The organism is Micromonospora sp. ATLC20 (assembly GCF_057196585.1).
In genome coordinates this window covers 33,278-44,481 of record NZ_JBXUOV010000030.1, presented here as the reverse complement: position 1 = coordinate 44,481, position 11,204 = coordinate 33,278, and the positions used below count along the sequence as shown (strand labels likewise).

The window sequence follows — 11,204 nt, the reverse complement described above, 5'->3', positions numbered from 1 at the left end:
GAGCCGGCCGGCGTCTGCCGGCCGGCCCGCCGGTCCGCCCGGTCCGGGGCGGATCGCCGCCGCCCTGCGCGCCCGCCTGGCCGAGGGCGAGCGGGGCGCCAACCCGGTCGAGCTGGCAGTGGTGATGCCGGTGATCCTGGTGATGTTGTTCGGCTCGATCCAGGTCGCCGTCTGGTTCGTGGCCCGGTCCACAGCGCTGAACGCCGCGCAGACCGCGGTGAACGCGCAGCGCACGATCGACGCCGGGCCGGACGCCGGCCGGCAGCGGGCGATCAGCTTCCTGCAACAGTCCGGGGACTGGCTGATCGGCTGGGAGCAGACCGGCCCGACCTGCGTCGAGAGCACCACCGGCGTCACCTGCACGGTGCAGGGACGCTCCCTGTCGGTCATCCCGGGCGTCTCGTTCGAGGTCACGCAGACCGCGCACGGCCCGGCCGAACGCTGGACCACCGGATGAGCGCCGGGCCGCGGCGGGACCGGGGTTCCGTCTCGATCGAGGTGGCGGTGCTCGCGCCCGCCTTCATCGGGCTGATGGTGCTGGCCGGGGTCGCCGGGCGGACCGCTGTCGCGGACGAGGCGGTGGAGTCGGCCGCCCACGACGCCGCCCGGGCCGCCTCGCTCGCCCGCAACGCCGACGACGGTGCGGAGGCCGCCGAGGAGGCGGCCCAGGACCAGCTCGGCTGGGCGGGGCTGAACTGCACCGGCCCACCCCGGATCGAACTCGCGGGCTCGGTGGCCGGGACGACGACGAGCTTCGCCGCCGCGTACGCAAGCGCCGCAGGCGTGCCGGCGACCGTGACGGTCACGGTGACCTGCACCGTCTCCTTCGACGACCTGAGCGCGCCCGGCCTGCCCGGCGTGCCGGGTGGCAAGACCGTCTCGGCGAGGTTCACCTCGCCGCTGGACACCTACCGGAGTCGCGGATGACCGGGCGGCGCGAGGCGGAGAGCGGCCGGGTGAGCCTGTTCCTGGCCGTGGCGATGACGGGCGTACTGGCGATCATCGGCCTCGCCTACGACGGCGCGGGTCAACTGCGCACACTCCAGCGCGCGGACAACCTGGCCGCCGAGGCGGCCCGCGCCGGCGGCCAGATGATCGACCGCGCGCGGGCCATCGAGGGTGGCCCGAAGCAGATCGACCAGGTCGCCGCCCGCGCCGCTGTCGCCGCCTACCTCGACGCCGCGGGCGGCGTCCAGGACCACGACGTCGACTTCCCCGTGGTCGGCACCGAGACCCAGATCCGGGTGAGCGTGCAGATCACCTACAGCCGGGACCTGCTGAGTCTGTTCGGCGTGCAAGAGACCGCCACCGTCACCGGTGAGGCCACCGCTCGGGCGCTCACCGGACCACCGTAGGAAGGGAAGGCCGCCATGGGCGCACCCCGACGCTCCCCCGTCCGCCGCGCCGGCCAGGTTCTCACCGGCCTCGGCGCTCTCGTCGTGCTCGTCGGCGTGCTGGCCGGCGGGCCGGTCGCGCTGCTGGCGTTCGCCGGCAACCCGCTCCCGGATCACCTGCCCACGCTGGCCGAGGTCGGTACGGCGTTGACCAGCCGCGACGACGGTCAACTGTTCCTGCGCGCGCTGGCGGTGGTGGGCTGGTTCGGCTGGGCCACGTTCGCGTTCTCCGTCGTGGTGGAGCTGCTCGCCGCGGCGGTACGCCGGCCGGCGCCGAAGCTGCCCGGCATGCACCGCCAGCAGAAGGCCGCAGCCGCCCTCGTCGGTTCGGTCGCGCTGATCCTGGTCGCGAGCCCGGCCGCGGCGAGTGCCGCCGCGCTGACCGCCCCGCAGCCGGCGGTCGCCGCCGTCACCTCACCGGCCGTGGCCGCGAGCCAGGTCACCCCGCCGGCCCCGGTCGCGTCGAAGGCGGACGACCCGGCCGTGTACCGGGTGGCGAAGGGCGACTACCTGGGCGAGGTGGCGGATCGCTACCTGGACGACTTCGACAGGTACAAGGAGCTGGCCCGGCTGAATCGGCTCGCCGACCCGGACCGGATCCGCCCGGGTCAGCTCATCACGCTGCCGGACGGCGCGACGGATTCGGGTGCCCGGCGGCACGCCGCCGGACGGATCGTGGTCACCAAGCCGGCCGAGACGGCACCGGTGAAGCCGGGTGGCGGCGGCGCCTCGTCGACCACCCCGAAGGCGAAGCCCAAGCCCACGCCGCGCGACGCGACGCCCACCGTGGAGGCGCCTGTCGGTCAGCCGCCGGCCATGTCGGCGGGCGCGTCCCGGGCCACCGCCGAGGAGGGCATCAACCGTCCGCTCGCCATCTCGGCGGTGCTGGCCGTGGCGAGCATCGTCGGCGCGCAGATCGGCGCGCTGCTCGGGTTGCGTAAGCGGCCGGTGCCGGCCCGGGCACTGTCCAGTGGGCGGCACCGGCGGGACTGACTCAGGGCAGCCGGGCCTCGACCTGGCCGGACACCACGCGGGTGGGCAGCACGACCTGGTCGTTGGCGGCCGGGCCGTGCACCACCTCGCCGCCGTCGAGCCGGAACGCGCTGCCGTGCCAGGGGCAGACCACACAGGCGTGGCCGTCGACCTGCTCGATCGTGCCTTCGCCGAGCGGGCCGCTCTGGTGCGGGCAGCGCTCCAGCATGACTGTGACGTCGTCGCCGTCCCGGTAGAGGATCACCGAGACGTCATCGATCTTCTTGGTGACCAGTTCGTGCCGGGGCAGGCTGCTCAGGTCGCCGACCCGGTGCCAGCCGTCGCTGATCAGGTGCAGCTCGGAGACGCTCTGGCTGGCCTGGGCACCCTGCTTGTACGCCAGGTGCCCACCCAGGTACGCCCCACCGCTCGCGGCGGACAGCCCCAGGTAGGACAGCGTCCGGCCGAGGCCGTGCCGCCCGTTGAGCCGGGCCGCCAGCGAGCCGGCGAACAACGCCAGGCCGACCGTGTTGGCGGCGGCGTGCACCAGCCCGACCCGGCGCTGGTCGCGGGAGAGCGTGGCCCAGTCGTTGAGCCCGGCGACCGCCGCGGGCAGCGCGCTGACCGTACCGAGACCCACCAGGGCGGTGGCGGCGCGGCGCTGGCCGGGCAGCAGGTCCACCACGGCGGCGGAGATCCAGGCGCCGACCGGCACCTGCACCATCGCGGGGTGCAGTGGATGGCCGAGCCACACGCCGTGCAGCGCGTCGCGTACCCGCTGGGAACGCAGCGTGCCCTGGACGGCGCGCTGCAGCCGGTCACCCACCCGGTCGAGCCCGGTGGCCTGTTCGAGCTTCGTCAGTAGTTCGCGCACTCGTTCCGACTTCCCGGCAGGAGAGCCCCCAAACCGGACGCCCCGGAATTCCCTCGCACGGAACCACCGCTGGATATACTCGGGCGGCCGACTGTATATAGGGAGCTGCGATGGCCAAGATCCTGGTGGACGTCGACGACGAGGCGCTGGCGGATGCCGCCGAGGCGTACGGCACGAAGACCAAGAAGGACACGGTGAACGTCGCGCTCCGCGAGGGCGCGGCAAGACTGCGCCGCGCCCGCGCGCTGGCGGAACTGGCCGAGCGCGGGCAGACCGGTGACTTCGACGAACTGCTCGACAAGGGCGCCTACCGCTCGTGAAGCTGGCCGACTACCTGATCGACACCAGTGCCCTGGTCCGGCTCCTGCGTGATCCCGACGTGCTGGCGCGGTGGGACCAGCAGGTGACAGCGGGCCTGCTCGCCGTGTGCCCCCTGGTCGAGCTGGAGTTCCTCTACACCGCCCGGTCCGTCGCCGACCGGAAGCGCCTGGCGGAGCAGCTCCGGGCCGCCTTCGGCTGGGTGGTGATGCCGGACCGGATCTACGAGCGCGCCGCCGAGATCCAGGGCGAGCTGACCGCGCGGGGCACGCACCGCTCGGCGGGCGCCGTCGACCTGCTCATCGCCGCCACCGCCGAATACCACGGGCTCTCGCTGCTGCACTACGACCGGGACTTCGACCAGGTCGGCGCCGTCACCGGCCAGCCGATGCGCTGGCTGACCCGGCCCGGCACGATCAAATAGACCGTAGCCACGACGGCGCCGTCGCGGGCATGCTGGGCCCATGGGGGTACGCGTCGAGCACGCCGGTGCCGTGACCACTGTGATCCTGGACCGGCCCGAGGCCCGTAACGCCGTGGACGGGCCGACCGCACGAGCGCTGGCCGACGCGTTCCGCGCGTTCGACGCCGACCCGGACGCGGCGGTCGCGGTGCTCTGGGGCGCGGGCGGCACGTTCTGCTCCGGCGCCGATCTCAAGGCCGTCGGCACGCCGCGCGGCAACCGGGTCGAGCCCGACGGCGACGGGCCGATGGGCCCCACCCGGATGCGGCTGTCCAAGCCGGTGATCGCCGCGATCTCCGGGTACGCGGTGGCCGGCGGCCTGGAGCTGGCGCTCTGGTGCGACCTGCGGGTCGCCGAGCCGGACGCCACGCTGGGCGTGTTCTGCCGCCGGTGGGGCGTGCCGCTGATCGACGGCGGGACGGTCCGGCTGCCCCGGCTGATCGGGGAGAGCCGCGCGATGGACCTGATCCTCACCGGCCGTCCGGTGGGCGCCGACGAGGCGTACGCGATGGGTCTGGTCAACCGGCTTGTCGCGCCGGGTGCGGCCCGCGCGGCGGCCGAGGAGCTGGCCGCCGCTGTCGCCCGGTCTCCGCAGACGTGCCTGCGCAACGACCGGGCGGCGGTGCTGGACGGCGCGGGGCTGCCGGAGCCGGAGGCGATGGCGACCGAGCTGGCCTACGGCCTGGAGTCGCTGGCGGTGGACGGGGTACGCGGCGCCGGCCGGTTCGCCGACGGTGCCGGCCGGCACGGCGGGCCGGCCGGCTGAGGCGTCACTTCAGCGCGCGCAGCGCGTCCTCGATGGCCCTGTGGAACGTCGGGTACGCGTAGATCATGTGCCGGAGCTGGCTGATCGGCACCGCCGCGTGCACCGCCACGACGAGGGCGGAGAGCACCTCCCCGCCGGCCGGTCCGGCCGAGGTGGCGCCGACGAGGACGCCCTGGTCGGCGTCGGCGATCAGCTTGATGAACCCGGCGTTGCCGGTCTTGTGGATCCAGCCCCGTGCCGACGAGGTGAGGTCGGCGTACCCGACCTGGACGTTGACGCCGCGCTCGCGGGCCTGCTGCTCGGTGAGGCCGACCGCGCCGACCTCGGGGTCGGTGAACGTGACCCGGGGCAGCGCCCGGTAGTCGGCGACCGGGACGCTGCCGGGCGCGACGCTCGACCCGCCCCCGCTCATCGCGCCGCCGACCGCACTGACCACCCCGGCCGCGCCGCCGACCACGCTCGCGGTGCCGCTGGCGTCCGGGCCGCCCTTGGTACGCCGCATGTGGTCGAGCACGTCGGCCACCACGATGCCGGCCTGGTACATGGCGATGTGGGTGAACGCGCCCTCGCCGGTGAGGTCGCCGACCGCCCAGATCCCGTCGGTGACGTGCATCCGGTCGTCCACCGGCAGGTAGCGCTGCCCGGCGTCCACCCCGACCGTGTCCAGGCCCAGCTCCTCCAGGTGCGCCTTGCGGCCGGTCACCACGAGCAGCTTCTCGCCGGTGAACTCGGCGCCGTCGGCGTACACGGTGAACGCGCCGCCGTCGTGGCTCACCCGGCCGGCCTTGACCCGGGTGTGGATCTCCACCCCGTCGGCGCGGAGCGCGTCGGCGGCGAGCGCTGACGCCTCCGGCTCCTCGACGGCGAGCACCCGGTCGGCCGCCTCGACGACGGTCACCCGGACGCCGAACCGGGCGAAGACCTGGGCGAGTTCCAGCCCGATCGCGCCGCCGCCGAGCACCAGCAGCGACGCGGGCAGTTCCTCCACCTCGATGGCCTGGTGGTTGGTCCAGTACGGCGTGTCGGCCAGCCCGTCGATCGGCGGGACCGAGGGCCGGGTGCCGGTGCCGAGGACGATCCCGTAGCGCGCCTGGAACACCTGGTCGCCGACGCGTACCCGGTTCGGGCCGTCGAGCCGCCCGCTGCCCCTGACGAACCGGCCGCCCTTGTCGGTGAACCGGTCCACCGCCACCTTGTCGTCCCAGGTGTCGGTGGCCTCGGCGCGGATCCGCTTCGCCACCGGCGCCCAGTCTGGCCGCACCTGGGCGGACCCGGCCAGCTCGTTGACCCGGTGCGCCTCGGCCAGCGCGTTCGCCGCCCGGATCATCATCTTGCTCGGCACGCACCCCCAGTAGGGGCACTCGCCGCCGACCAGGCCCCGTTCGATGCCGACCACGGTGAGGCCGGCCTCGGCGAGCCGCCCGGCCACCTCCTCGCCGCCGACGCCGAGCCCGACCACTACTACGTCCACCAGTTCCGGCTCCGCCATTGGGCAAGCATTCCGCACCTTCGGGACACCGACCACCGCACCGGGCCCGAATTCCCGCGCTCGTCCCGAACGCGACCGCCTACCGTGGCCGCATGCACACGCGCTTCACTCCGGTCCGGGACTGTTTCCACGACCTGTTCGCCACCGGCCGGGAGACGGGCGCGTCACTGGCGGTGTGGCACGACGGCGTACCGGTGATCGATCTGGTGGGCGGCACCACCGCAGCGGTCCCGCCCGGCGTGGTCGTACCGGTTTCCGGGGCGGACCGGCCGTGGCGGCCGGACACGCTCGTCGACGTCTACTCGACCGGCAAGCCGGTGGTCGCGCTCTGCCTGCTGCTGCTCGTCGAGCGGGGCCGGGTCGACCTGGACGCGCCGGTCTCGGTCTACTGGCCGGGCTTCCGCGCCCCGGCCACCGTCCGGCAGGTGCTCGCCCACACCGCCGGGCTGCCCGCCTTCCCGGTGCCCCGGCCCGCCGCCGCCGTCGCCGACTGGGACCTGCTCTGCGCCGACCTGGCCGCGGCCGAGCCCGAGTGGACGCCGGGCACCGTCGCGGCCGAGCACGCCTGGACGTACGGGCACCTGGTGGGCGAACTGGTCCGCCGGGTGGACGGACGCTCGGTGGGCCGGTTCCTGGCCGAGGAGATCGCCGGACCGTGGCGCCTGGACCTGGCCTTCGGGCTGGGTGAGGCCGACCGGCGGCGGTGCGCCGATCTGTCGTACGCGGATCCGGCCTGGCCGGACGCGATGCGCGGCGAGCCGGGCTCGCTGCGGGCGCGGGCGCTGGACAACCCGCCGGGCGGGCGCGACGTGGCGATGGTGAACAGCGACCTGTGGCGGGCCGCCGAGATCCCGGCGGTGAACCTGCACGCCACCGCCGCCGGGCTCGCCCGGCTCTACGCGGGCCTGCTCGCGGGCGGCACCCTGGACGGGGTACGCCTGTTCAGCCCGGAACTGGTCACCGAGGCGACGCGGGCGCAGTATTCCGGCCCGGACCTGCTGCTGGACCGGCCGGTGGACTGGACACTCGGCATGCAGTGGGAGCCGGACGGCAGCTGGGGCATGGGCGGGATCGGCGGCAGCAGCGCCTGGGCCGACCCGGAACGCGGCTACACCTTCGCGTACGCGACCGCCCGGCTGGCCGACCACGACCGCGTGGAGGACCTGGTCGAGGCGTTGCACTCCTGCCTCTGACAGTCGGTCACCCTCGGTGATTCCCGGACGTCGTCACGCAGCGCATTCGGCCAGCCGGGCGACCCTGTCTCCCCTCTTCCGACTTTGCTCTGCAGCCATCGGCGCAGCACCGCACTGAGCAGGGATTTCCTCGCAGGTCCGAAAACCGCGCGAAGCCCTGGCGGTGACGTTCCGCAACCGATGCGGATATGGCTGCAGAGCAAAGGGGACCGGAGGTGGACGGTGCCGGCCCAGCACGCAATCACCGACAGTACGCGGGCGACACAGCGGTCAGCGGAGCCAGACCGGGTCGGCGCCCGGCACCTCCAGCGGCGGCGGGTAGTCGAGCGTGCGGCGCACCTCGCCGGGCAGCCGCCACGGCTGGTGGACCGCCTTGCCCGCCACCGACGCCAGCTCGGGCACCCAGCGCCGCACGTACGCGCCGTCGGGGTCGTAGCGCTCGGCCTGCCGTACCGGGTTGAAGCCCCGGTACGGCCGGGTGTCGTTGCCGATGCCGGCCACCCACTGCCAGTTGCCCGAGTTGTTGACCCGGTCGCCGTCGAGCAGCCACCGGAAGAAGACCTCCAGGCCGGGCCGCCAGTCCAGGCCGAGGTGCTTGGTCAGGTAGCCGGCGGTGATCAGCCGCGCCCGGTTGTGCATCCAGCCCTCGGCGCGCAGCTGGCGCATGCCGGCGTCCACGATCGGCATGCCGGTACGCCCCTCGGACCAGGCGTCGAGCGCGTGCGCGTCGTCGCGCCAGTCCTCCCGCGCGCCGCGCCGGTAGGCGACCGTGGACAGGTCGGCGAAACCGGCCACCACCTGGTGGTAGAAGTCGCGCCAGCAGAGCTGCCTGACGAAGGGTCCGTCCCGCTCACCCGCCCGGTTCGCCACGGCCAGCGGCGACACGCATCCGAAGCGCAGGTACGGGCTGAGCCGCGAGGTCTCGTCGCCGGCCATGTCGTCGTGGATGTCGTCGTACCGATCGAGGGTGGGCAGCCAGGCGGTGAGCCGGCGCCTGGCGACGGCCTCGCCGCCGACGGCGGCATCCGGGCTGTCGCCCTTCGGCGGATCCGGCAGCCGGCCGGGGTCGACGCCGTCGGGCAGCCGGACCCGCTTCGGCGCGGCCAGCTCGTCCCGCCACCGCACGCCCTGCCAGACCCGGAAGTAGGGGCTGAAGACGCGGTAGTGGTCGCCGCCGCCGGGGCGCAGCGCGCCGGGCTCGACGACGGTCAGGCCGGGGAACACGCGCAGGAACATCCGGTGCCGCTCACACTCGGCGCGCAGCCGGCGTTCCCGGCGGTGGGCGTAGCGGCTCACGTCGGCGGAGAGCCCGATGCCCTCGGCGCCCACCTTCCGGGCCAGCTTCACCGTCTCGGCCACCGGGTCGCCACGCCTGACCACCAGGTCGCCGCCGCGCTCGCGCAGCGCCTCGCGCAGGTCGGCCAGGCTCTGGTGCAGGAAGCGGGTGCGGTTGGGCGAGAGCTTCTGCAGCGCCGGGTCGAGCACGTAGAGCGGCACCACCCGGTCGAACGCGGAGCAGGCGGCGGCGAGCGCCGGGTGGTCGTGCACCCGCAGATCACGGGTGAACAGCACCACCGCCGTACGGCCGGTCATCCGGCCAGGGCCGGTTCCAGGGCCGGGCCGGGCACCCGCACCGGCGTGCCGGGCGGCGTGAGCAGCGCCCGCGCGGCCACCGCCATCCGGCGCCGCTGCGGCACCAGGGCACGGCGCACGAAGACGTCGTAGTCCTGGGCGGCCACCTCGTCGAGGATGCCGCCGTAGAGCGCGTACGCGGTGCGCATGCACGCCTGCGAGGCCGGCTCCAGCAGCGGGATGCCCGGTGCGGCGGCCACGTAGTGGGCCTGGGCGCGGGTCACCTCGTACTCGATCAGCTCGCGGATGCGCGGCGTGGTGCGGCCGGCGGCCTTGGCGGCGAGCAGGTCGTCGCGGGTGAGGTCGAACTTGGCCATGTCCTCGTCGGGCAGGTACGTCCGGCCCCGGTCGAGGTCCTCGGAGACGTCCCGGATGAAGTTGGTGAGCTGGAACGCGAAGCCGAGCTGGCGGGCCGGCTCGCGGGCGGCGGCCGGGTCGGAGCTGCCGAGGATCGGCAGCATCATGGTGCCGATGACAGCGGCCGAGCCCTCCATGTAGTCGAGCAGGTCGTCGTAGGTCGGGTACGACATGACCGTCAGGTCCATCGCCATGCTGCGCAGGAACGACGCGAAGTCGTCGCGGTCCAGGTCGAACACGGCGATGGTGTGCAGCACGGCGGGCAGCAGCGGGTCGTCGACCGACGCACCGTGCAGCCCGGCGACGAATCGATCCGACCACTCGCGCAGCCGGGCGGCACGCTCGGCCGGCGGCAGGTCCTCGGTGCGGTCGACGATCTCGTCCGCGTACCGGGTGAAGCCGTACAAGGCGTGCACATGCCGCCGTTTCCAGGCGGGGAGCAGCCTGGTGGCGAGATAGTAGGTACGGCCGTGACGCCGGTGCAGCTCGCGGCAACGGTCATAGGCAGCGGTCAGATCCGTGTCCATCGGCCCTCCTCGGTTTCGACGCAGCAATCGACGCAACTCGTAACCCTAGGGTACGCTCGCCGACATGGCCAACGACGCAGTTGCGGGTAATGCGCTCCGCGTCGCGCCGGCTCAGGCCGGGGCGACGGACGATCCGGTCCGCGGCGTACTGGCCGCGTTCACGAAAGACCTGATCAAAGGGGTCGATGAGACGCTGGCGGCGTTCCTGGCCGCGGAAGTCGAATCGCTCACCGAGATCGACGCAGCGATGGGTGGTTTCGCCGCGACGGCACGTGACTGCGTGCTGGCCGGCGGCAAGCGGGTCCGCCCCACGTTCGCGTACTGGGGATGGCGGGGTGTGGTCGGCGGTGAGGAACCGCTGTGCTCGGTGCTCCCCGCGCTGTCCGCGCTCGAACTGCTGCACACGTTCGCGCTGGTGCACGACGACGTGATGGACGCCTCCGACACCCGGCGCGGGCTGCCGACCGCGCACCGGGCCGCCGCCGCCCGGCACCGGGCCGCCGGGCACACGGGTGACCCCGACCGGTACGGCGAAGCCGTCGCCGTCCTCATCGGCGACCTGTGCATGGTGTGGGCCGACCGGCTCATGGCACACGCGGCGGTCCCGGCGGACCGGCTGCTCGACGTGCGCCGTTGCTACGACCAGATGCGGGTCGAGACGGTCGCCGGGCAGTTCCTGGACGTGCTCGGCGAGAACGACCCGGCGAGCTGGACCGTCGACCGGGCGCTGCGGGTGGCCCGCTACAAGACCGCCAGCTACACCGTCCAGCGCCCGCTGCTGTTCGGTGCCTGCCTGGCCGGCACCGACGCGGACGACCCGCTCATCGCCGCGTACACCAGGTACGGGCTGGCCGTCGGCGAGGCGTTCCAGCTCCGCGACGACCTGCTGGGCGTCTACGGCGACCCGGAGACCACCGGCAAGCCGGCCGGGGACGACCTGCGTACCGGCAAGCCGACAGCGCTGCTGATGCTGGCCCGGCAGCTCGCCGACCCGGCGCAGCACCGCGCGTTGGAGCGGGCCGGCTCGGTCACCGCGGCACACGAGGTGGACCGGCTGGCCGACGTGGTCCGGGACACCGGCGCCACCGCCCGGGTGGAGCGGATGATCTCCGACCGGGTGACCGAGGCGCTCGCCGCGCTCGGCACCGCACCGATCGACGAGACCGCGCGCACCGCGCTGACCGGCCTCGCCACCGCCGCCACGGCGCGGCGGGCATGA

General features: G+C 74.1%; 13 protein-coding genes. 9 read left to right on the top strand and 4 right to left on the bottom strand.

The genetic code is table 11. From position 1 onward, the window contains the following. Positions 1-52: 52 nt before the first annotated feature. Genes AC2CHG_RS09815 through AC2CHG_RS09800 form a run of 4 tightly spaced genes read left to right on the top strand, consistent with a single transcriptional unit; the run spans position 53 to position 2,387 of the window. The gene (locus tag AC2CHG_RS09815; protein WP_484524591.1) at positions 53-457 is read left to right on the top strand and encodes a TadE family protein; all 405 of its coding nucleotides are present in this window, start codon (positions 53-55) and stop codon (positions 455-457) included. Then, positions 454-927, top strand: a complete 474-nt coding sequence (locus AC2CHG_RS09810; protein WP_484524590.1) for a TadE/TadG family type IV pilus assembly protein — start codon at positions 454-456, stop codon at positions 925-927. The genes AC2CHG_RS09815 and AC2CHG_RS09810 overlap by 4 nt, the downstream gene beginning before the upstream one ends. Next, a complete protein-coding gene (locus AC2CHG_RS09805; RefSeq protein ID WP_355513485.1) occupies positions 924-1,355 on the top strand; it encodes a pilus assembly protein TadG-related protein in 432 nt (143 codons plus the stop codon). The genes AC2CHG_RS09810 and AC2CHG_RS09805 overlap by 4 nt, the downstream gene beginning before the upstream one ends. A gap of 15 nt (positions 1,356-1,370) precedes the next feature. After that, positions 1,371-2,387 (top strand): LysM peptidoglycan-binding domain-containing protein, encoded by a 1,017-nt coding sequence (locus AC2CHG_RS09800; RefSeq protein ID WP_366618637.1) that lies wholly within the window; start codon positions 1,371-1,373, stop codon positions 2,385-2,387. 1 nt (position 2,388) lies between these two features. On the opposite strand, the gene AC2CHG_RS09795 is transcribed toward AC2CHG_RS09800, so the two are convergent. After that, positions 2,389-3,240 (bottom strand): Rieske (2Fe-2S) protein, encoded by an 852-nt coding sequence (locus AC2CHG_RS09795; RefSeq protein ID WP_262015961.1) that lies wholly within the window; start codon positions 3,238-3,240, stop codon positions 2,389-2,391. Between the two features lie 110 nt (positions 3,241-3,350). Here AC2CHG_RS09795 and AC2CHG_RS09790 point away from each other — a divergent pair, with 110 nt between their 5' ends. The 3 genes from AC2CHG_RS09790 to AC2CHG_RS09780 are packed head-to-tail and all read left to right on the top strand — an operon-like array spanning position 3,351 to position 4,787. Then, complete coding sequence (locus tag AC2CHG_RS09790; protein WP_355513478.1) at positions 3,351-3,560, top strand: type II toxin-antitoxin system VapB family antitoxin; 210 nt, start codon at positions 3,351-3,353, stop codon at positions 3,558-3,560. Beyond that, a complete protein-coding gene (locus AC2CHG_RS09785) occupies positions 3,557-3,982 on the top strand; it encodes a PIN domain nuclease (protein WP_366618639.1) in 426 nt (141 codons plus the stop codon). The genes AC2CHG_RS09790 and AC2CHG_RS09785 overlap by 4 nt, the downstream gene beginning before the upstream one ends. Before the next feature lie 40 nt (positions 3,983-4,022). Beyond that, positions 4,023-4,787 (top strand): crotonase/enoyl-CoA hydratase family protein, encoded by a 765-nt coding sequence (locus AC2CHG_RS09780; protein ID WP_366618641.1) that lies wholly within the window; start codon positions 4,023-4,025, stop codon positions 4,785-4,787. Positions 4,788-4,791: 4 nt separating this feature from the next. Here the strand turns inward: AC2CHG_RS09780 and AC2CHG_RS09775 are convergent, their stop codons facing one another. Continuing rightward, positions 4,792-6,276: a dihydrolipoyl dehydrogenase family protein gene (locus tag AC2CHG_RS09775; protein WP_366618643.1), complete on the bottom strand. Its 1,485-nt coding sequence runs from the start codon at positions 6,274-6,276 to the stop codon at positions 4,792-4,794. A 92-nt stretch (positions 6,277-6,368) separates the two neighbouring features. Between AC2CHG_RS09775 and AC2CHG_RS09770 the strand changes: the two genes are divergently transcribed. After that, positions 6,369-7,469, top strand: a complete 1,101-nt coding sequence (locus tag AC2CHG_RS09770; protein ID WP_366618645.1) for a serine hydrolase domain-containing protein — start codon at positions 6,369-6,371, stop codon at positions 7,467-7,469. Positions 7,470-7,739: 270 nt separating this feature from the next. On the opposite strand, the gene AC2CHG_RS09765 is transcribed toward AC2CHG_RS09770, so the two are convergent. Further along, positions 7,740-9,062 (bottom strand): cryptochrome/photolyase family protein, encoded by a 1,323-nt coding sequence (locus AC2CHG_RS09765; RefSeq protein ID WP_484524589.1) that lies wholly within the window; start codon positions 9,060-9,062, stop codon positions 7,740-7,742. Beyond that, the gene (locus tag AC2CHG_RS09760) at positions 9,059-9,985 is read right to left on the bottom strand and encodes a phytoene/squalene synthase family protein (protein ID WP_262015965.1); all 927 of its coding nucleotides are present in this window, start codon (positions 9,983-9,985) and stop codon (positions 9,059-9,061) included. The genes AC2CHG_RS09765 and AC2CHG_RS09760 overlap by 4 nt, the downstream gene beginning before the upstream one ends. Positions 9,986-10,049: 64 nt before the next feature. On the opposite strand from AC2CHG_RS09760, the gene AC2CHG_RS09755 reads away from it, so the two are divergent. Continuing rightward, a complete protein-coding gene (locus tag AC2CHG_RS09755) occupies positions 10,050-11,204 on the top strand; it encodes a polyprenyl synthetase family protein (protein ID WP_366618649.1) in 1,155 nt (384 codons plus the stop codon).